Origin of the sequence: Arthrobacter sp. LjRoot14 (assembly GCF_964253905.1) — a bacterium.
In the GTDB taxonomy this organism is placed as follows: Bacteria; Actinomycetota; Actinomycetes; order Actinomycetales; family Micrococcaceae; genus Arthrobacter.
In genome coordinates, this window is record NZ_CAXURL020000001.1 from 4,471,318 (window position 1) to 4,491,562 (window position 20,245).

15 protein-coding genes are annotated in these 20,245 nt (G+C 65.7%); 5 read left to right on the plus strand and 10 right to left on the minus strand.

The features are described 5' to 3' along the window. Positions 1–86 precede the first annotated feature (86 nt). Together ACSQ12_RS20310 and ACSQ12_RS20315 are read left to right on the plus strand one after the other, a co-directional pair. Entirely contained in the window at positions 87–941 is an 855-nt protein-coding gene (locus ACSQ12_RS20310) for a LysR substrate-binding domain-containing protein (RefSeq protein ID WP_209742041.1), read from the plus strand. A gap of 229 nt (positions 942–1,170) precedes the next feature. Beyond that, on the plus strand, positions 1,171–1,548 hold the full coding sequence (locus ACSQ12_RS20315) for a hypothetical protein (RefSeq protein WP_436066686.1): 378 nt from the start codon (positions 1,171–1,173) through the stop codon (positions 1,546–1,548). 135 nt (positions 1,549–1,683) lie between these two features. Here the strand turns inward: ACSQ12_RS20315 and ACSQ12_RS20320 are convergent, their stop codons facing one another. Next, the gene (locus tag ACSQ12_RS20320; protein WP_436066687.1) at positions 1,684–5,223 is read right to left on the minus strand and encodes a bifunctional proline dehydrogenase/L-glutamate gamma-semialdehyde dehydrogenase; all 3,540 of its coding nucleotides are present in this window, start codon (positions 5,221–5,223) and stop codon (positions 1,684–1,686) included. A gap of 313 nt (positions 5,224–5,536) precedes the next feature. After that, positions 5,537–7,000, minus strand: a complete 1,464-nt coding sequence (locus ACSQ12_RS20325) for an amino acid permease (RefSeq protein WP_209742038.1) — start codon at positions 6,998–7,000, stop codon at positions 5,537–5,539. Positions 7,001–7,141: 141 nt separating this feature from the next. Between ACSQ12_RS20325 and ACSQ12_RS20330 the strand changes: the two genes are divergently transcribed. The 3 genes from ACSQ12_RS20330 (at position 7,142) to ACSQ12_RS20340 (ending at position 9,674) form a co-directional block, all read left to right on the plus strand. Further along, positions 7,142–8,077, plus strand: a complete 936-nt coding sequence (locus ACSQ12_RS20330) for a LysR substrate-binding domain-containing protein (RefSeq protein WP_209742037.1) — start codon at positions 7,142–7,144, stop codon at positions 8,075–8,077. Between the two features lie 98 nt (positions 8,078–8,175). Further along, entirely contained in the window at positions 8,176–8,604 is a 429-nt protein-coding gene (gene panD, locus ACSQ12_RS20335) for an aspartate 1-decarboxylase (RefSeq protein WP_011693710.1), read from the plus strand. 146 nt (positions 8,605–8,750) lie between these two features. Continuing rightward, positions 8,751–9,674 (plus strand): AEC family transporter, encoded by a 924-nt coding sequence (locus tag ACSQ12_RS20340; RefSeq protein WP_436066688.1) that lies wholly within the window; start codon positions 8,751–8,753, stop codon positions 9,672–9,674. A 21-nt stretch (positions 9,675–9,695) separates the two neighbouring features. On the opposite strand, the gene ACSQ12_RS20345 is transcribed toward ACSQ12_RS20340, so the two are convergent. The 8 genes from ACSQ12_RS20345 to ACSQ12_RS20380 form a co-directional block, all read right to left on the minus strand. Further along, positions 9,696–12,323, minus strand: a complete 2,628-nt coding sequence (locus ACSQ12_RS20345) for a trehalase-like domain-containing protein (RefSeq protein ID WP_436066689.1) — start codon at positions 12,321–12,323, stop codon at positions 9,696–9,698. 176 nt (positions 12,324–12,499) lie between these two features. After that, positions 12,500–13,012: a PP2C family protein-serine/threonine phosphatase gene (locus ACSQ12_RS20350; RefSeq protein ID WP_436066690.1), complete on the minus strand. Its 513-nt coding sequence runs from the start codon at positions 13,010–13,012 to the stop codon at positions 12,500–12,502. Further along, positions 12,997–13,608 (minus strand): response regulator transcription factor, encoded by a 612-nt coding sequence (locus tag ACSQ12_RS20355; protein ID WP_436066691.1) that lies wholly within the window; start codon positions 13,606–13,608, stop codon positions 12,997–12,999. The genes ACSQ12_RS20350 and ACSQ12_RS20355 overlap by 16 nt, the downstream gene beginning before the upstream one ends. 125 nt (positions 13,609–13,733) lie before the next feature. Next, on the minus strand, positions 13,734–15,845 hold the full coding sequence (locus tag ACSQ12_RS20360) for a hypothetical protein (RefSeq protein ID WP_436066692.1): 2,112 nt from the start codon (positions 15,843–15,845) through the stop codon (positions 13,734–13,736). 36 nt (positions 15,846–15,881) lie between these two features. Then, positions 15,882–16,973, minus strand: a complete 1,092-nt coding sequence (locus ACSQ12_RS20365; RefSeq protein ID WP_011693715.1) for a glycoside hydrolase family 130 protein — start codon at positions 16,971–16,973, stop codon at positions 15,882–15,884. 3 nt (positions 16,974–16,976) lie between these two features. After that, on the minus strand, positions 16,977–17,921 hold the full coding sequence (locus ACSQ12_RS20370) for a carbohydrate ABC transporter permease (RefSeq protein WP_011693716.1): 945 nt from the start codon (positions 17,919–17,921) through the stop codon (positions 16,977–16,979). 1 nt (position 17,922) lies between these two features. After that, positions 17,923–18,903 carry a carbohydrate ABC transporter permease gene (locus ACSQ12_RS20375; protein ID WP_011693717.1) on the minus strand — a complete coding sequence of 327 codons (981 nt, stop codon included), beginning with the start codon at positions 18,901–18,903 and terminating at the stop codon, positions 17,923–17,925. A 13-nt stretch (positions 18,904–18,916) separates the two neighbouring features. Then, positions 18,917–20,218, minus strand: a complete 1,302-nt coding sequence (locus tag ACSQ12_RS20380) for an ABC transporter substrate-binding protein (protein ID WP_436066693.1) — start codon at positions 20,216–20,218, stop codon at positions 18,917–18,919. Positions 20,219–20,245: the final 27 nt, after the last annotated feature.

Consider the following 20,245-nt stretch of genomic DNA (forward strand, 5'->3'; position numbering starts at 1 on the left):
GTGGCCCCAAGAGATTATGGAAGCGTATTGTTCCTATAACTAACATTGCGAACCGCAATAGTGCTTCGCCAGCCCGCAGGAGTGCCATGTTTGAACCCGCCCAGCTCCGCTCCTTTTTGGCGGTCGCGGAGACCCTCAGCTTCACCAAGGCGGCGGAGCGGCTGGGGCTGGCCCAGCCCACGGTCAGCCAGCATGTGCGCAAGCTGGAAGCCGCGGCCAAACGGGTCCTGATTGCCCGGGATACCAGGGACGTGCGGCTGACGGACAACGGCGATGCCATGGCCGGCTTCGCGCGGACCATCCTTGCGGCCCACGATGCGGCGTCCCGCTATTTCTCCGGGTCCGCGATGCGCGGCCGGCTCCGCTTCGGGACCGCGGACGACCTCGCGATCACCGGGCTCCCCCGCATCCTCCGTGAGTTCCGCCAGATCTATCCCCAGATCAACCTGGAACTCACCGTGGGCCAGAGCGATCAGCTCTACCGGAAACTCAACGCCGGGCAGCTCGACCTGGTCTTCGTGAAATGGGTGGCCGGCGCCAAGGACGGCACGGTGGTCCAGCACGACGCCTTCGCGTGGGTGGGCCTGGAACAGACGGTGCTGGAGCCCGGGGACCCCGTACCGCTGATCGCCTACCCGTCGCCCAGCCTCAGCAGGAAACTCGCCATCGACTCCCTCGAATCCCGGGGCCGGACCTGGCGCATCACGTGCACCACCCGGCAGATCAGCGGGGTCCTGGCCGCTGTACGGGCAGGAATCGGAGTCGCCGTGATGCCGTCCTCGCTCGTACCGGACGACCTGAAGATCATCACCCGCCGCTTTGACCTGCCGCCCGTGGGAGACGTCGACTTCACGCTGATCCGGAACCCGCTGGCGAATGCCGAGGTAATCGAGGCGCTCACCCAGGCGATTGTGGGGCGAACGATTAAGCGCTCCGCCTAGGCGTTTTTACCTGCACGGGGGGAGGCCACCCGAGCTGACTAAGTAAGTAGGTAGTCGGCCCCGCGCAAGTGGTAATTCCACGTAAGTGATTGAAGTTATTACGTGCGTAAATTATGCTGAATTCTGTTAAAGGTTAAGCAGAAGCCGCTGACAACGATTCGATGACGAACCGTGTCCGCCCACGTTGCCTTGGGGGAGCCTGACGGACAAAGTTCGGGATAGGCATGCTATGACGCCAACCACGAACCACCCGCATCTTTCAGTCTCAAATCCAGTCCACTCACTCAAAACGGTACGCCCGTTGGGCATGGGGACGCACCACAACACGCCGGTGCACCACGAAACAAGCGCACACGCTGACCTGGTTCAGCGCGAACCGCATCCCGCCGCCACCCTGGTGGACACCGAGTTTGTAGGCAGCCCCTACTGCGAACGCTGCGGGACGGATGAATTCATCTACCTGGAGACGTTTGTCCCGGCAAAGTTCCGGCACGACGGCACGCTCCGGAAGCCGGGGGAAGTCACATACTTCTGCACGGGATGCGAAGAATTTTCGGCACACTCTGTGCCGGCCTCGTGGGTGCCGCCCGGCTGGTATCTGGGCTAGCAACGGCTCCTGCAGTTCACCTGCACAGCTTCACGTCAGCAAACGTAAATCGCCGCCGGCAGGCACCCGAGGGTGCCTGTCGGCGGCTATTGTTTTCTGGCTGGATCCCGCCCGGACGGGGCAGCCCCGAGCCCCTTAGATCAGGCTGTCCGAGAGGTGGTTGGGCGTTCCGAACCGGTGCGCGGTGATGCTGACAGCCTGCTCGTGCAGGAACGGGAGCAATTCCACGCGGCCGGCTTCGGTGACCGGGTGGGCGTAGATGGCCAGGTCCGGCCGTCCGCCGGTGGCTTCAGCCAGCGCCTTCGCGTCGCCGCCGAGGAGCCGGATCCGGCCGCCGGACAGTTTTCCGGCGTCGGCAAGCGTCGCTGCGGAGGCCAGCCACGCGGCGTCGTCCTCCACCGTGACGGTGATGTCCAGCGCAGTGAGCGCCGCCAGCACCGGGGCGGGGAGTTCGACGGCGGTGGAAACCGTCAGTGCCGAATCTGCCAGGACACCGGCGGCTACTGTCCTGATCAGGGCCGCGAGCGGTTCGCCTTCGGAGAGGCGGACCGTTACCGGCAGGGAGCGGTAGCGGAAGATGTTCCGCTCCGCGCTGAGTCCTGAGACATCCTTGGCGGTGCCGAACTCATCGGCCCAGGCAAGGGCGTCCGAGGCCAGGGCCCGCCCCAGGGCTTCTACGGCGGAAGCGTCCAGGGAGCCCTTCGCAGCACCCAACACGCGGCGGACGCCGGAGTTGGTCACGGCCGCCTTGGGGCTTCCATCAGCGCCGCCCGCGGTGCTGGCTTTGCTGACCCAGTCGCCGAGTCCGGCAAGGTAGTTGGGTCCGCCGGCCTTGGTACCGGCGCCGACGGCCGACTTCTTCCAGCCGCCGAACGGCTGGCGCTGCACGATGGCCCCGGTGATGCCGCGGTTCACGTAAAGGTTGCCGGCCTGGATGCTGTCCAGCCAGAGTCCCACTTCCTCGGTGCTCAGCGAGTGCAGGCCTGCGGTCAGGCCGTACTCCACCTGGTTCTGGATGGCGATGGCGTCTTCGAGGGTCTCCGCCGTCATGACGCCGAGCACCGGACCGAAGAACTCGGTGAGGTGGAAATAGGATCCGCGGCGCACGCCGTAACGGACACCCGGGCTCCAAAGCCTGCCGGTCTCGTCGAGCTTGCGCGGCTCAACGGCCCAGTTTTCGCCTTCGCCAAGGGTGGTGAGGGCATTCAGGAGCTTGCCGTTGGCGGGCTCGATGATCGGACCCATCTGGCTGGCGGGGTCCTCGGGGTAGCCAACCTTGAGTGAGGTGACGGCGTCGATCAGCTGGTTGTGGAACCGCTTGGAGGTGGCCACGGAGCCCACCAGGATCACCAGCGAGGCGGCGGAGCACTTCTGCCCGGCGTGGCCGAAGGCGGAGTAGGCCACGTCCTTGGCCGCAAGGTCCAGGTCTGCGCTGGGCGTGACGATGATGGCGTTCTTGCCGCTGGTCTCGGCCAGGAGCGGCAGGTCCTTGCGGAAGGAGCGGAACAGTTCGGCGGTCTCGTAGCCGCCGGTCAGAATCACGCGGTCTACGGCGGGGTGCGAGATCAGCTGCTGGCCGAGCTCACGTTCGCCCAACTGGACCATGGTGAGGACGTCGCGGGGCACGCCGGCTTCCCAGAGTGCTTCGATCATCACGGCACCGCTGCGCCGGGCCTGCTTGGCGGGCTTGATCACGACGGCGGAGCCGGCGGCGAGTGCCGCCAGGGTGGAGCCGGCGGGGATGGCCACCGGGAAGTTCCACGGCGGGGTCACAACGGTGAGGTGCGCGGGCACGAACGTGGCGCCGTCGACGTCGTCTAGCTTTCGGGCGGACTCCGCGTAGTAGTGGGCGAAGTCCACAGCCTCGCTGACCTCGGGATCACCCTGGTCGATGGTCTTGCCGGTTTCGCTGGCCATGACCTCGAGCAGGTCCGCGCGGCGCGCCTCCAGGATGTCGCCGGCGCGGTGCAGGACAGCGGCGCGCTCGGCGCCGCTGAGGGCGCCCCAGGCCTTGCCCTTTTCGACGGCGGTGGCGATCACCGTGTTGAGGGTTTCAGCGTCCGTGATGGTGGCCGCTTCCACGGACGCGTTGCCCAGCGTGGAGGACGGAACGCGCTCCAGGATGGCCCGGCCCCAGTCACGGTTGGCGGGCAGGGACGGGTCCGTGTCCGGAGTGTTTTCGAAGGAGTCATGCGGCATCGGCTCAGCCGGGAGGCTGCGGTTCTGCCGGCGGTTGGGGCCGGGGACTTCGTCGTCGAGCTCTGCCAGTGAGGCAAGGAAGCGCTGCTTCTCACGCTCAAAGAGCACTTCGTTTTCGGAAAGTTCGAAGACGGCGGACATGAAGTTGTCCTGACTGGCGCCTTCTTCGAGCCGGCGGATCAGGTAGGCGATCGCGACGTCGAACTCGGCCGGGTGCACCACGGGCGTGTAGAGGAGCAGCGAGCCGACGTCCTTCTTGACGGCTTCGGCCTGGCCCTGCGCCATGCCCAGCAGCATCTCGAATTCAATGCCGGACTCCACACCGCGCTGCTTGGCGAGCAGCCACGCGAAGGCGATGTCGAAGAGGTTGTGGCCTGCGACGCCGATCCGGATGTTCTTGATCCGGTCCGGGTGCAGCGAGTAGTTGATGACGCGCTTGTAGTTGGTGTCCGAGTCCTGCTTGCTGCCCCAAGTCGCCAGCGGCCAGTCGTGCAGGGAGGATTCGACTTGTTCCATGGGCAGGTTGGCGCCCTTGACCACGCGGACCTTGATGGCGGCACCGCCGTTGGCGCGGCGTTCGGCGGCCCAGTCCTGCAGGCGGATCATGGCGGCGAGGGCGTCCGGGAGGTAGGCCTGGAGCACGATGCCGGCCTCGAGGTCCTTGAATTCGGGCTTGTCCAGGATCCGGGTGAACACCGCGATCGTCATGTCCAGGTCCTTGTACTCCTCCATGTCCAGGTTGATGAACTTGGCCTTCTGCCCCCCGGCGGCGAAGGAAGCGGCGCGGGTGAACAGGGGAGTGAGCTTCTCCACGACGTGCTCCACGGCCTCGTCGAAGGCCCAGGCGGAATGCGGTGCAACAGTGGAGGACACCTTGATGGACACGTAGTCCACGTCGAGGCGGGCCAGGAGGGTGTGGGTGCCCTCGAGCCGGCGGGAGGCCTCGTGCTCACCGAGGACGGCTTCGCCGAGGAGGTTGACGTTGAGCTTGATGCCGTCCTTGCGGATCTTGGCGATGGCCGGGCCAAGCTTGGCGTCCGTGGCATCGACGATGAGGTGGCCCACCATTTCGCGGAGCACCTTCCGGGCCACCGGGATGACGACCTGCGGCAGGACCGGGGCCATGGTGCCGCCGAGGCGGACGGCGCTGCGCATGTACCAGGGCAGGAACGCGGGAACCTTCGGGGCGAGGGCTGCCAGGTTGCGGGCGGCGACATGCAGGTCTTCCGGGCGGACCACGCCGTCAACGAAGCCGACCGTAAAGTCGAGCCCGTTGGGGTCCTTCAGCACGCCGGCGAGCTGTTCAGCGGAGGCGTCCACGGGAACCTTAGCGGCCTCCGTCAACCAGTGGCGCACCAGACCGATGGCTTCCCCGGCCAAAGCCTGGGCCTCGGGTACGTGGGAACCGCCCGCAGGGGCCGATTCGGTGACCGTCTTTCCGGCGAGGACACCGGGCTCCGTTGAAATATGGGTCATGGCTAACACTCGTTCTTTCCGTTGGTGAGGACCTTCTTTCCACCAGTATGAGCCTGCCGTAACTTAAGATAAAGCGACGTTTTCTGAGCAATACAGGTTAGAAAATCCGATGACTCCGCACCCCGTCCGAACGTTCGGAAACCACCCCCGACGCTCTCTCACTTCCGGCCCCCTTTCTGACGGACGCTCTCTCACTTCGTGCCGGAAACGACGAACCCCCTCCCACCGGGGTGAGAGAGGGTTTGTCGATATGGCACCGGATCTGAGAGAGCGTCCGGTTGTTTGTGGCAGGAAGTGAGAGAGCGTTGGGTGGCTACGCCAGGGGGCGGTGCATCTCAACGGCCTCTTCGTGCCGCGGACTGTCCGGGTTCATCAGTGAGTGCTTGCGGCCGTACCCGAAGTAGATGATCAGCCCGACCACCAGCCAGATGCCGAAGCGTGCCCAGGTTTCCCAGTGCAACTGGAACATCAGGAAGGCCGAGGCCAGCACACCGAATGCGGGAACCAGGGGCATGAAGGGCAGCCGGAAGGCGCGCGGAGCGTCCGGCTTCTTGTAGCGGAAGACGATCACGGAGAAACAGACCACCACGAAGGCGGCCAGGATACCGATATTCGTCAGGTCTGCGACGGCCTTGATCGGGAAGACGCCTGCCAGCAGGGCCGAAGCAACACCGGCGATCCAGGTGACGCGCTGCGGGGTGCCGTGATGGTCGGTCTTGGAGAACCAGCCCGGGAGCAGGCCGTCGCGGCTCATGGAGAACCACACGCGGGTGACGCCGAGGAGGAAGGTGAGCATCACGGTGAGGATGGACAGCACCGCGAACACGGAGATGATGGTGGCAATGACCGGCAGGCCGACGCCGGTGAACGCGGAGGCGAATCCGGCCTTCGGATCGATGTCCTTGTAGTTCTGCATGCCGGTGAGGACCAGCGTGGCCGCCACGTAGAGCAGCATGGCGATGATGAGCGAGAGGATGATCGCCTTCGGCATGTGCTTCTTGCCGTCGGTGGCTTCCTCCGCCGCCGTACTCATGGCGTCGTAGCCGAAGACAGCGAAGAACACGGTGGCCGAACCAGCCAGCACCGGGCCGAAGCCGCTTGGCATGAACGGGTTGTAATTGTTCGTGTCGATATAGAAGATGCCCAGGCCAATGATGAACAGGATCAGGACAACCTTGATGGCCACCGCCACCAGCTCAAACCGGCCGAACGCCCGGGTGCCGCGCGACAGGATCCAGGTCACGATGAGGCAGACGACGATTGCCGGGATGTTGACGATTCCGCCCTTGCCTTCGTCCGGGGTGGATGTCATCCAGACGGGCATGTGGACGCCGATGCCGGAGAGGAACGCATCAAAGTAGCCGGAAATACCAATGGCCACGACGGCCACAATCGCAATGTACTCAAGGAGCAGGTCCCAGCCGATGAACCAGCCGATCACTTCACCAAGGGCCACATAGCCGTAGGTGTAGGCCGAGCCCGCCCGCGGAATCATGCCGGCAAATTCCGCGTAGGACAATGCGGCGGCCGCAGAGGCCAGGCCAGCAATCAGGAAGGAAAAGAGCACCGCCGGCCCCACGCCCGGCTCGCTTTCGCTGCCGTGGGCTACGAGGCCCGCCAGGGAAAAGATTCCGACGCCGATGATGCCGCCGACGCCGATGGCCGTCAACTGCCACAGACCCAGGCTTTTCATCAACCCGCTGTGTTTATTTTCTTCTTCGATGTCGTCAATCGGCTTACGCCGCATGATCGACTGGGCTAAATCTTTTGTACTCATCAGGGACTCCTGCTTCGATGTGGACCCATCAATCCGCCCTGTGATGGGGGTAACTCAGTCTGTTTAGTATGCAAGCCCAATTGCATTAGATAAAGTGAATTCTCCTAATTAATATTCATTAGATTTAGCGAAGGAACAGCGATGCTCGACGTCCGGCGGTTGAGGCTGCTTCGTGAACTCAAGATCCGTGGAACCCTGGCCGAGGTGGCAGACGCCCTCCAGTACAGTCCCTCGTCGGTTTCGCAGCAGCTGGCCCTGCTGGAGAAGGAGGCCGGGGTGCAGCTGCTGCGCAAGACCGGGCGCCGGGTCCAGCTGACACCGCAAGCCGAAGTCCTGGTGGCGCACACTGCCCACCTGCTTGAAACGCTGGAACAGGCCGAGGCCGATCTGGCGGCCAGCCTGACCACCGTTTCCGGAACTGTCCGGATAGCTGTCTTTCAGTCCGCCGCCCTTGCACTGATGCCGGGCATGCTGACCCGGATGGCGGCAACTTATCCTGAAGTCAGGATCGAGATGGTCCAGCGGGAGCCGGAAACGGCGTTGCACGAAACATGGGCCCGGGACTTTGACCTGGTCATCGCCGAGCAGTACCCCGGCCACGCCGCCCCGCGCTACGCGGAACTGGACCGCCTCCGGCTGACCGGGGACGCCATCCGGCTGGCCGTACCCGGAACGGACAAGGGCCTGCCGGCCGTCCGCTCGCTCGAAGACACGGCGGACCTTGCCTGGGTGATGGAACCCCGGGGTGCGGCGTCCCGGCACTGGGCTGAACAGGCCTGCCGCAGCGCGGGTTTCGAGCCTGACGTCCGGTACGAAACGGCGGACCTGCAGGCGCAGATCCGGCTGATCGAGTCCGGCAACGCCGTGGGCCTGATGCCCGACCTTGTCTGGACCGGCAGGGAAACGTCGGCCCAGCTGCTGCTGCTGCCAGGCAACCCGCACCGCACCGTCTTCACGTCCGTGCGGAGGTCCAGCGCCAAGCGGCCCGCCATCCTCGCCGCCCGCGAGGTGCTGGCCGTAACAGCCGACTCGATTGCCCCCGCCGGTCCGGTCCCGCCGGAGGCCAAGTCCGCGTGATCTCCGGGGAAATCAGATTCGCATGGACCCTGCAGTGGCGGCCGGAAGTTCCCTACGTCACAGCGCGGAAGGGCACCGGGCGTTAGACTGGGCACGTTATGAATCGCACAATGTTTAAGTCCAAAATCCACCGGGCCACTGTCACGCATGCCGATCTGCACTACGTGGGGTCGGTCACCGTTGACCTGGACCTGCTGGAGGCTGCGGACATTCTTCCCGGAGAACTCGTGGCGATCGTTGACGTCACCAACGGCGCCCGGCTGGAGACGTACACCATCGCCGGAGAGCGCGGTTCCGGGGTTATCGGCATCAACGGCGCGGCTGCGCACCTGATGCACGAGAATGACATCGTCATCCTGATCACCTATGCAGAGATGACCACCGAAGAGGCCAAGGCCTACACGCCCAAGGTGGTCCATGTGGACAAGGACAACAAGATTGTCCAGATCGGCAACGACCCCGCTGAGGGGCACACCCGCGGCCTCATGCGGCCGCCGTTCGCCCTCAACAACTCCGCCCTGAACTAGGCAATCTCCTCCTGAACAGCCTCCGTCCGGATACCGAGATCCTGCCCACACTCCGGCCGCAGGCTGAATAAATCTGATTAGGCTGGGAGGGTGAACGCCAAACCCCGCCCGCCACGCCTGCCAGGGAAACCGCCAGGGACGTCCGGGTGCTAGGCGTTCTCGCGGGCTTCTTCGTGGTGTGGTCCATCATCCTGGTGGGCATGTTCGTGGGCCGCCGGAAGGTGCTGGGAGAAAACGCCCGCTCCGTGCTCAGCGCGCTGACTTTCTTTGTGGCGAGCCCGGCGCTCCTGTTCGAGACCCTCAGCAAGGCCAAGCTCCACGATGTCTTTGCCGCTCCCCTGCTGGTGACCGCCGCCGGCGCGATGGTCACGGCCGCAGTCTTCTTCGTGATCGTCCGGTTCCTGCTGAAACGGACCGTTCCCGAATCGCTGATGTCATCCATGAGCGCGTCCCTGGCGAACTCCGCCAACCTGGGTATTCCCATTGCCGTATATGTCCTCGGCGACGCAAGCTACGTGGCGCCGCTGCTGATCTTCCAGCTGGCCTTCTTTACCCCGCTCTTCCTGATGGCCCTGGACGCCACCACCAGCTCACACCGCACCACTCCAGCCGGTTTTGCCCTCATGATCCTCAAGAACCCGATGATCGTGGGCTCCGCACTGGGCCTGGTGGTGGCGGGAACCGGATGGCGCGTGCCGGAGCTGGTCATGCAGCCCATCCACCTGATCGGCGGGGCGGCCATCCCCGCCATGCTGATCGCCTTCGGCATGAGCCTGAACGGATCCCGGCCGCTGCAGGCAGCTACCGGCCGCCGCATCGACGTGCTTCTGGCCAGCGCATTCAAACTCGTCATCCACCCCGCCATCGCCTATCTGGTGGCGCGGCTGATCGGCATGGAGGGGCAGGCCCTCTTTGCCGTCGTCGTGACGTCCGCGCTGCCCACCGCGCAGAACGTCTTCGTCGCGGCCAGCCGCTACCGGACAGGAATCACCGTCGCCAAGGACACCGTCCTGATCACCACGGTGGTGGCCGTGCCGGCCATGATCTGCGTGGCCCTGCTCCTCACCTAGGCCTCCACTCTGGCCAACACCCTAGTTCTTCTGGTGCTGGTCCAGGATCCGGGCGCAGCGGATGAAGCCCAGGTGGGAGTAGGCCTGTGGATGGTTGCCCAGATGGGTTTCGGTGCCGGGGTCGTATTCTTCGGGCAGCAGTCCGGTGGGGCCGAACAGGTTGACCAGCTGGTCGAACAGGTCCCAGGCCTCCTCGATCCGGCCCACTGCGACGTAGGCCTCGATGAGCCACGTGGTGCAGATATGGAAGCCGCCCTCCAAACCCGGCAGGCCGTCGTCGTACCTGTACCGGAAAACGGTGGGTCCCACCCGAAGTTCCCGTTCCACTGCGGTGACGGTGTCCAGGAACCGCTGGTCGTTCACATCCAGCAGGCCGGACAGGCCGATGTGCAGCACGGCGGCGTCGAGGTCGGGGCTGTCGTACGCGACGGTGTAGGACGCCGCGCCGTCATCCCAGCCTTCGCGGAGGACTTCCTCGCGGATGGTTGCGGCGGTGGGCGCCCAGTCGGGTTCCGGCGCCCTGCCGTGCCTGGCCGCGGTGCGCAGCGCCCGGTCCAGGGTCACCCAGCACATCACTTTCGTGTAGACGTGGTGCCGGGGGGCGCGGCGCGCTTCCCAGATCCCGTGATCGGCCTCGTGCCAGCGGGCCATGACGGCGGAGGCCATCTGGACCATCAGCTCCCAATGCGAATCCTCCAGCGTGCCCTCGCGCTCACTCACTGCGCTGATCAGTTCCGCGATGGGCCCGAACACGTCCAGCTGCACCTGGTGGTCCGCGGCGTTGCCGATCCTGACGGGGCGTGATCCCGCGTATCCGGGCAGGCTTTCGATGATGGCCTCGGTGGACAGCGGCGCCCCCGTGACCGAGTAGAGCGGGTGGAGCCATTCCGGTCCGGGTGCGTTGTCCAGGATCCGGCCCAGCCAGCGCAGGAACCCATGCGCTTCCGTGGTGGAGCCCAGGTCCACGAGCGCATTGACGGTCATGGATCCGTCCCGCAACCAGCAGTAGCGGTAGTCCCAGTTCCGGGTGCCGCCGATTCCCTCCGGCAGTGAGGTGGTGGGGGCGGCCAGGACGGCGCCGGTGGGTTCGTGCACCAGCGCGCGGAGCACCAGGGCGGATCGTCGCACCAGCGACGGCTTGACGCCCGGGAGGTCCAGGTCCTGGACCCATCGCCGGGAGTGATGGGCGACGGCGGCGCGGCGCTCAGTTTCGCCGCCCACCCCGGTGTGGGTGGGCTCGGTGTCGCCGCAGCGCAGGTTGAGCACCACGGGGCCGTTCCGCAGGTTGACGTCCGCGGTGGCGGTGGCATGGCGGCCGTCCGAGGTGATGGAAAAACTGACGCCGGGAGCCAGCAGGATGATGGGATCGGAAGTGCCCACCACGTGCAGTTCCTCGCCCCGCGCCTCCATGCTGAACGGGGCGTTGGCGTAGTCGGGCCGGGGCGCGAAGACGATCCGGGCTGCGCCGCTGCCGGACAGCACGCGGACCAGGCTGGTGATCCCGTCCGGGGCCGGCTCAAGGTAGTCGGTCACGGTGACGTCAGCCCAGCGGGTCTCCACGATCATGGTGCTGTCCACATAGCGCTGGCCCAGGACCTGGGATGCCTTGACCGGTTCCACCGAGAAGTGGCCCGCGGCGTCGCCGCCCAGGATATGGGCGAACAGGGACCCCGAGTCCGGCAGCGGGTGGCTCATCCAGCAGACTTTGGCTTCGGGCGTGATCAGCGCCGTGGACGAGCCGTTGCCGATCATCGAGTGGCGCTCCAGGCCAACGGCGTCCTCCCCGAAAAGCCAGGCACGCCGCAGTTCGAACAGGATGGCCAGGACCCGCGCGAAGGATTCGGGGTCCCGGAGGCGGTGGGCGGCCGCGGTGGGGCCCTCCCCCACTTTGATGCCCATATCCGGGCCGCGCAGGGTGGCCATGGCCAGTTCGTCGCTTGAGGCGTCGCCGGCATAGAGGGCGGCGCTCACGCCCAGGCGGGCGCGCAGGTGCTCCAGCGCATCGGCCTTGGACGGTTCCACCACGGATAGGTCCAGCACGGAGCCGTCCACAATGTAGAACAGGCCATGGGCGCGGGCCACTTCTTCGGCCTTCTCCAGCACCTTGGCAACAATCGCGGGCGAGGCCGGCCGGGTGTGTACGGACACCGCCACCGGCTTGCGCTCGATGCTGATCCCCTTGTAGGCGCCGATCGTTTCAACGAGGGCCTGGCTGGCCCGCTGCAGCACCGATTCGGTGGCCAGGGACAGGCCGTGGGCGAAGCCCATGTCGAATTCGGCGCCGTGGGAGCCCACCAGGTGAACCTCCGCGGGAAGCCTGGAAACTGCCGCCAGGTCCCGCAGCGACCTGCCGGAGATGACGGCCGCGTGGGTGTTCGGCAGGGCGGCAAGGGCCCGGAGGGCGATCGCGGCGCTGCCCAGCGGCAGGGTTTCGGTGGAGATCCCTTCCGCGTCGCAGAGCGTGCCGCCGTAGTTGCAGGCCACCAGCAGCCCGGGAGTGCGGGCAAGGATCTTGAGTTCAGCGAGCAGGTTTGGCGTGAGGCCGTCGTCGGCTGCATCGGACTGAACAAAGGCGCGGAGCAGGCCGAGCGGCAGGGAGCGCGTCAGGAGGGCAGAATCGGCCACGGACTGGTTGAGCGGAGTAGGCACAGGCGACGTCCTTCGGATAATCCCCAATGATGAGAAAAGTCCGGCGAGGGACATACCCCCAGTCTCCGATGCCGTCGTTACACCAGAATATCCCTGTCATTGCGGGAATGTAACGTGTGCGCGGCCCGGGTTTGCCGAGGCTCCCTGCACCCATTTTCCGAGCCGGCGGCGGGCCCCTAAGCCCGCGCCCGTTTCAGCACAACCACAGTGGCGTCATCCGAAACGTCGCGGCCCGACGCCAGCTCCAGGACGGCGTCGCAGGCAGCCTGCGCGCTGGCGGGCCCGGAGACGGTGCCGGCCACAACGGCCGTGAGAACATCGACGTCGGGGTAGACGTCCAGCAGGCCATCGCTGACAACAGCCAGGCAATCGCCGGGCTCCAGCGAAACCTGATGCGCATCCCACTCCTGGTCGGGCCATGCTCCCACCGGCGGCCCGCCGGTGAGCAGGCGTGAGCAGCTTCCGTCTGCCTTGATGTGGAGCGCAAGGCCGTGGCCGGCGTCCAGGTACTGCAGGATGCCGGTGGCCGCGTCGAGCCTGGCGTGGAAGAGCGTGACGAAGGACGCGGACTGTTCGAGGTCGGCTTCCAGGATCCTGCCGGCCGAGCTGAAGGCCTCACTGAGCGGCCTCCGGTGGGCCACGGAACGCATGACGGCGCGGACTGTGGCGGCAATCAGCGCGGCGCCCATGCCTTTGCCCATCGCATCGCATCGGCCAGCGTCAGTTGCAGCCCGCCGTCGCTGGGGTACCAATCGAAAAAGTCGCCGCCCACGTTGCGGGAGGGCCGGAAGGATCCGGCGATGTCGAACCCGTCGAGGGACAACCCCTCCGCCGGCAGGAGGCTGCGCTGGACTTCGACGGCGCGGCGCAATTCGTCCCGGGCTGCGGCCTCGTGGACGGCACTGGCGCGCGGCCTGCGGAACAGGGCGGTGATCCGGGACCCGAGCTCGCGGGGGCTGAAAGGCTTGGTGAGGTAGTCGTCCGCGCCGGTGTCGAGCCCGGTAAGGCGGTCCAGTTCCTCGCCGCGGGCTGTGATCATCAGGATGTAGGCATCGGAAAACTTGCGCAGCTCGCGGCAGACCTGAACGCCGTCGATGTCAGGCAGGTTAAGGTCCAGCGTCACCAGTTCGGCGCCCTCGCGCTGCATCAGCTCGACTCCGGCCCGCCCGGTTGATACGGCGGACACCTGGAAGCCCTGCTTGGTCAGAATGTGGACCAGCAGGCCGCGGATGTCGTCATCGTCCTCAATGACCAGGGCACGGCGTACGTCCGGCTCATGAGTCATGCCCTTATTAGACTCTGTGCAGGCTGGTGTTGTCACATCGGCCTCAGCCGGATCTTCCTGTCACACGGGTGCCGGGCCGCTTCACGGCCCGGTGCCGCGACGGCACCGGACCGCAACTGCCGGATCTAGTGCCCCAGGAACGTCACCATGGTGAAGCCCCCGGGCGCTACCGTCACGCGCCCCGACCGCGTGCCGGCGTCGTTCTTCGCGCCTGCGACCGGCTGACCGGAAGAATCATACTGGCGCTGGACCATGGTGCATCCGTCCGGAATGTCCACCTCCTTCACGGTTGTGGACCCTGCCGCGCTCACATAGAGGGTGGAATCGCCGCGGGCCCCGGACACCGACACCTTGGAGATCTGCGGCTGCAGGAGCAGTGCGTCCAGCGCAACGTTTCCATTGGTGGTGCCGACGACGGCGGTCAGCCCGGCGGACAGCGCGCGCTTGAGGGAGTAGGGGAAGAGGATGCCCGGGGCATCCGTGATGCCCTGCTCCCCTGCCCCGCCGTTTTCCGTGGTGCCCAGCGGCCCCTTGGCGGACGTCCAGGCGGTGCTGCCGGACGGGGCTATCCCCCGATTCACGATGGGGTAGATGTTATGGGGCTGGTCGGAGGCCGGGAGCGGAATGTCCAGGGAGGCCCCGGCCTTCAGGTCCACGTAGGCGCCGCCGGAGAGGTTTGCCTCACCGGTCCAGGCGGAGGACGGCCTGACCACGGTTCCCTCGCCGGTGATGGTGCCCGATTCGGCTTCCACCACGCTGAGGCCGTGTGTGGACACCGTCCGGTTGATCCCCACGGCAGCCGACTTCAGCGCCGGATCAGCGTCCAGCGCCAGCATGGTGAGGAGGGCGTGGATGGTGGATTCCGCACCGGAGTTGGGATTGACCCGCCCGTCCGGCTCTATGCCGTCGATCGCTGTTCCCGTGGCAGGGTTGTAGGCCGGGGCGCCGCTGGGGTTGGCTCCGAAGAACCAACCCGCAGTGACCGCGGCAAGGTCCAGCAGGCCCGGCGCATCAGCGGCCCGGGCTGTGGCCACGAGACTTTGGACCCGGGAGTCCACGCCGTAGGCAATTTGTGCTTCGCCGGGCGTCGGACTCCAGGCGTTGTCCGGTCCGCCCGCTGCGAGGAGTTGGGGTGTGAACTGGGCGGTGTCCTTGACTGCCGCTTCAAGCAGCGCTGGTTGGTCGAGCACTTCGGAGGCGGTGGCGACGGCGGCGGGGGCCATGCCGCCCCAGGCGTGCCAGAGCGTCTGCGATTTGTTCCAAGGCATGATGGCGCCAAAAGGCCACTGGCTGGCGGAACCCGAGGACATTGCGGCCACGCCTTCGCTGAGACGGTCCAGTGCCGTGGCCGCCAACTCATCGCCCGGAACGGAGCTCACATAGGAGGAAAGTCCCAGCACGGCCTCGGCCGAGGCGTCGGCGCCGCCGGCGATGAGCCATGCCGGCACCTGCACGCCGTCCGCGGTGTCATAGGTGCCGTACTTTGCAAGGGACTGTTTGTTGAGCGAGCCTAATGCAAGGTGCAGCCGGTCCTGCAGGAAACCGGCGAAATCGGGATCGTCGTCCTGGAACGCCGTGAAACCCTCACCGAGTGCCCATACGGTGCGCGCAAGCCAGTATGACTCCGCCGAGTCGGAGGGGTCCGGCAGTTCCACCGGTTTGGCGCTGGGGGTCAGGCTTCCGTCCGACTGCTGCCACAGCACAACGTTGCCTGCGTTCGGGCCGTCCGTGGTCTGGAGGAACGTCAGCGAGCGCAGGGCCTGGAATGCCCGCTCCTTGCTGGCGGCATCGCCGGTCTGCTGCCAGTGCCGCAGATAGACCACCGCGGTACGTGCGATGTCATCGGCGTTGTAGGCGCCCTGGGTCCAGTGTCCCGTGGCGGGGTCGAGGTCTCCGCCGCCGACGCGTCCGTAGCTTCCGTCCGCTTTTTTGTCGGCGTAGGTCCACGGCGCCTGGGCGGACGGCATCTCGTCCAGCTTGTAGGTGGTGTGGCCCGCCACCGGGGTGAGCGGGACAGTATCCATCAGGAAGTCCAGGTGTGCCGTGTTGGTCAGCGGCCCCGTTTCGGCCGGGGCGCCGGGGCCGGCCGGGACCGTCGCGGTCAGCGCCGGTCCGGCTTCCGTGGCGGGTCCAGGTGCCGCGGAGGCCGCACCCGCTCCCACCAGGAGCATCGACGCGGCCACAGCGATGGCCAACGGTTTGGTTCGTGCTTTCGAGCGGACATCGTTGTTCGTCATCGGTACTCCTGGTGGGGGTGGTCAGGCGGGCTGGTGCTAGTTGGCCGGAACGCGGTCCAGCCTGGCCACGCCGATCTTCGAATCAGCCATGCCGTAGAACACGAACAGCTGGCCGTCCACTTCCTCGATGGCGGTGGGGAACACCACGTTGGGCACGATGCCGGAGATCTCGTCTTCGGTTTCCGGTGCCAGCAGCGGCTTGTCGCTGCGGGCAATGACCTTGCTGGGGTCACTGGCGTCCAGGATCATGGCGGCCGCGGTGTAGTTGACCTTCTGCTGGTGGTCGAACGCGGACTTCTCCAGGGCACCGGCCACACCGTGGTGGATGAGCAGCCAGCCCTCATCGACGCGGATCGGCGCGGGACCGCCACCGATCTTCAGTTCCTCGAACGGGAACTCGCTGAGGGCAACGAGGGTGTGCTTGCCCATGTGCACCAGGTTGCGGATGTCCTTTTCCACGTCTTCCACGGCCACGTAGGAGATCCAGATGCCGGGTCGGTTGTCCGTCACGCCGGCCGGCAGGTGCTCGCCTTCGCCGTCACGGATCCAGCCCAGGTCCCACATGGGGCGGTGCAGCATCGCATAGGAGGGAATGCCGTCAGGGTCGTTGACAGGTTCCGGGAAGAACACGGCGTCCTTGTTGGGAAACAGGTTCAGGTCCATGGAGAGCTCGGCCTTGTATTCGAAGAAGCACGGGCCCAGGCGTTCCCAGCTGCGGAGGTCCTCGGAATGCGCGAAAGCGAGCCGCGGGCCCAGCGGACCGTAGGCGACATAGGTCATCAGGTGCTTGCCCAGGGAGGGTACCCAAGTAGTGCGGGGGTCCTCGGTACCGGCGTTGTTCAGGCCGCGTTCCCAGCCCTCGTCCGGGGCGAGCACTACGCCTTGGCGTTCCACTCCGGTGGGAACGCCGTCTTCGATGACAACCTTGGCCAGGCCGACGCGGGATACATTACCCTTGGCGACGAGCCGGGGCAGAAGGTACAGCTCGCCGTCGGGGCCCCGGCCGCTGGCGGGGTTGAGGACGCCTTCCGCTTCAAAGTCGTTGCCCTCTTCCGGGGACATGATGACCCCCGCGCGGGTGAGGGTGAAGGGAACGGTGGGGAGTGCGGAAGTGTGGGGGGAAGTCATTGATTAGCCCTTTACGCTTGATCCGATATTGGTGGAAATGAACTGGCGCTGGAAGAAGATGAACAGCGCGATGGCAGGTGCCGCGAGGACGCAGGCGCCGGCAAGGATTGCACCGAACGGGTTGGAGGCCGTGGCGGCGACGTTGGAAATGTAGTTGGCGAGGGACACCGCAAGCGGCTGGATGGACGAATCCTTGGTGACAAGGAACGGCCACAGGAACTCGTTCCACGGACCGATGAAGGTCAGCAGCACAGCCGTGACGATTGCCGGACGCACCAGCGGGATGGCGATCTGCCACAGGATCCGCAGTTCGGAGGCACCGTCGATCCGGGCGGCTTCAAACAGCGTCGACGGCAGCTGCATGAAGTACTGACGGAAAACGAAGACGGCGGTGGAGTTGATCGCGAACGGCAGGATCATGCCGATGTAGCTGTCCGCCAGGCCGTAGTCCCGGACGATCATGACGTACAGCGGGATGAGCAGCAGCTGGAACGGGATCATCTGCACCAGCAGCATCATGCCGAAGACGAATCCCTTGCCGCGGAAATGCATCTGTGCCAGGGCGTAGCCCACCAGGAGGCCGAAGACCACGGTGAACAGGATGACGCCGCCGGTGAAGATCCCGGAGTTGACCAGGCCTTTCAGCAGGTCGATGGAACCGTTGATGTTGGCATAGTTCTCGCCGGTGAGGTTGGCCGGGTTGGGGAATGCACCCGCCACTGAAGTGTCCGGGGACGTCTGCAGCGAGCCAATAAACATGTAGTAGAAGGGGAACAGGAATACGAAGGCGCCAACGGCCAGCAGCACGAAGCTGCCAACGCCGAGGTTCCTGCGCTTTTCAACTGTGGAACCTCCGCGGCCGGAAGGAAGAGCGCCCGGCAGTCCGGCGTCGTCGTCGTTCTTTTCGTTTTCGTTGTTGGCGGCGGTCGCCGCGTCGATGACCGACATGTCAGGCCTCCTTTCCGCCCACGAGGCGTTTCTGGATCAAGGCAATCAGCAGGACGCCGATCACCAGGATGACGCCCAGGGCGGCCGCCACGTCGGGGTTTCCCTGAAGGATGCCCTTCTGGTACATCAGGAACACCGGTGACGTCGATGCGCCGTCCGGGCCGCCGCCTCCGGTGAGGAGGTACGGCTCGGTAAAGAGGTTGGCGCCGGTGATGGTGGCGAGCAGCGTGACCAGTACGCTGGCCGAGCGAACGCCGGGAACCGTGATGTTCCAGAACTGGACCCATTTGTTTCCGCCGTCCACCGAGGCGGATTCGTACAGCTCGTCCGGGATGTTCTGCAGTGCGGCCAGGTACAGCAGGATGAAGAATCCCAGCTGTTTCCAGGTGACGTACAGCGCCACCGTTGGCATGGCCAGCCAGGAGTTGGTCAGCCAGGACGGGTTCGGGGCCAGTGGCCCCAGCAACGCATTGACCAGCCCGTTCTGCTGGAACAGGAACAGCCAGACGCCGACGACGGCGACGCTTGCGGTGACGTACGGGACGTAGTAGCTGACCCGGAAGAAGGTCCGCAGCTTCGTCACGCGGTTCAGGGCGTTGGCCAGGACCAGGGACAATCCCACGGTCAGCGGGACGTTGATGACCAGGAACACTCCGATGTTGGCGAAGGAACGCTGGACGGCGGGGTCTGACAGGACGGTGATGTAGTTGTCCAGGCCGACGAACGGGCGGTCCACCTTGACCCGCGGGGCAGTGAAGAAGAAATCGTGGAAGGAGATGTAAACGGCGTAGCCCAGCGGGTAGGCCAGGACAGCCAGGACGTAGATGACGTACGGGGCGCTGAACAGCAGCCCCAGCGGCTGGCGGCCCAGGATGTTCTTGCGTTTCCTGGGCGCCGGCCGCTGGTCAGCCGTCCGTCCAACCGGCACGCCCGTTGCGGGACTGCCCGCCGCGGGCCCGCCGTCAGAAGATCGGAGTGACATTGGGGATCACTCGCTACTTCTGCGCTGCCAGTTGGTCGATCTTTTCTGCGGCGCCCTTGAACGCGGAGTCAATGCTTTCGTTGCCGAAGATCACTGACTTGGCGTAGGCGGTCCGGAAGGTCTGCCAGACCTCAACCGAGTTGGGCACGTTGGGCACCTCGACGGTGCGTCCGGCCTGCTCGGCGAACTGGGTGTAGAGCGGGTTCTTGGTGAAGTAGTCGGCGTACGCAGTGGTCAGGTCCTTGCGCATGGGCATCTGGCCGGTCTCGGCCAGCAACTTGCCGTCCTGCTCCTGGCTGGTGGCGAACTTCATAACCTCCCAGGCTGTGCCTTGGTTCTCGCAGGCGGAGTACATGGCCACGTTCTTGGCGTCCGAGAAGGTGGACGTATCGGCCTTGGCTTCAGCGGCGGGCACCGGCACGGCGCCCCAGTTGACCTTGTCCTTGTATGCGGCGATGGCCCACGGGCCGGCCAGGGACATGGCTGATTTTCCCTCACCGAAGGCGTCGCCCTGGAAGACCTCCTTGGACGCCAGGTTCTCCTTGTAGAGGGTCGCGAACATGGTGGCGACCTGCTTGCCCTCTTCGCTGTCGAAGGTGGCCTTGCTGTCCTTCAGGAGCGGAGTGCCGTCGGTGTTGGCAGCGTAGAACGGGTAGAAGTCGAACCACGACTGGAAGAAATCGCTGGCCGGGGAGGGCCATACGGCGTTGGCTGTGGCGCCGGACTTTACGAGGGTCCGGGCGGTTTCGAGGAATTCGGCGTGCGAGCCGAGCTTGGGGTTTTCGGGGTCCAGGCCGGCTTTGGCGAAGATGTCCTTGTTGTAGAACAGGACCACCGGGTTGGATTTCCACGGAAGCTGGTACATCTTCCCGTCCGTGGACTTGTACTGATCGGCGAGGTCGCCGGTGCGGTCCTTGATGTACTGCGCGCCGTCGGGGAAGGAGTCGAGGGCGACGAGTCCGCCCTGCTTCTGGAACTGCGGCACCGCCACCGGAGCGGTGTTGAAGACCAGGCACGGGGCATTGCCCGCTGTGATGGCTGCGCCGATGACTTCCTCGGAGCTCTTGCCAGCCGGGATTTCCTGGGCATCGATCTTCTCGTCCGGGTGGGCGGCGTTCCAGGACTCCACCATTGCCTTGCCCCACTTCACCTCGAACTCGTTGTTGGAGTACCAGATCTTGATGGGGCCCTTGGCGGCCGTGGCCGAGTCGGCGGAGCTGCCTCCCCCTCCCCCGCCGCAGGCAGCGAGGCCTGCGCCCATGATGGTCAGGGCGGCCACGGACAATACGCGCGCGGCTGTTGAAAAGCGCTTCATTGCGACTCCTATTTAGGGAAACAGAGG

What these genes read in the sequence shown, in the direction of transcription:
- ACSQ12_RS20365 (WP_011693715.1), bottom strand. Translation starts at nt 16,973, where the DNA reads ATGACTTCCCCCCACACTTCCGCACTCCCCACCGTTCCCTTCACCCTC.
- ACSQ12_RS20355 (WP_436066691.1), bottom strand. Translation starts at nt 13,608, where the DNA reads ATGACTCATGAGCCGGACGTACGCCGTGCCCTGGTCATTGAGGACGAT.
- ACSQ12_RS20350 (WP_436066690.1), bottom strand. Translation starts at nt 13,012, where the DNA reads ATGGGCGCCGCGCTGATTGCCGCCACAGTCCGCGCCGTCATGCGTTCC.
- ACSQ12_RS20375 (WP_011693717.1), bottom strand. Translation starts at nt 18,903, where the DNA reads ATGTCACTCCGATCTTCTGACGGCGGGCCCGCGGCGGGCAGTCCCGCA.
- ACSQ12_RS20325 (WP_209742038.1), bottom strand. Translation starts at nt 7,000, where the DNA reads ATGAGTACAAAAGATTTAGCCCAGTCGATCATGCGGCGTAAGCCGATT.
- ACSQ12_RS20330 (WP_209742037.1), top strand. Translation starts at nt 7,142, where the DNA reads ATGCTCGACGTCCGGCGGTTGAGGCTGCTTCGTGAACTCAAGATCCGT.
- ACSQ12_RS20315 (WP_436066686.1), top strand. Translation starts at nt 1,171, where the DNA reads ATGACGCCAACCACGAACCACCCGCATCTTTCAGTCTCAAATCCAGTC.
- ACSQ12_RS20380 (WP_436066693.1), bottom strand. Translation starts at nt 20,218, where the DNA reads ATGAAGCGCTTTTCAACAGCCGCGCGCGTATTGTCCGTGGCCGCCCTG.
- panD (WP_011693710.1), top strand. Translation starts at nt 8,176, where the DNA reads ATGAATCGCACAATGTTTAAGTCCAAAATCCACCGGGCCACTGTCACG.
- ACSQ12_RS20320 (WP_436066687.1), bottom strand. Translation starts at nt 5,223, where the DNA reads ATGACCCATATTTCAACGGAGCCCGGTGTCCTCGCCGGAAAGACGGTC.
- ACSQ12_RS20370 (WP_011693716.1), bottom strand. Translation starts at nt 17,921, where the DNA reads ATGTCGGTCATCGACGCGGCGACCGCCGCCAACAACGAAAACGAAAAG.
- ACSQ12_RS20310 (WP_209742041.1), top strand. Translation starts at nt 87, where the DNA reads ATGTTTGAACCCGCCCAGCTCCGCTCCTTTTTGGCGGTCGCGGAGACC.
- ACSQ12_RS20360 (WP_436066692.1), bottom strand. Translation starts at nt 15,845, where the DNA reads ATGACGAACAACGATGTCCGCTCGAAAGCACGAACCAAACCGTTGGCC.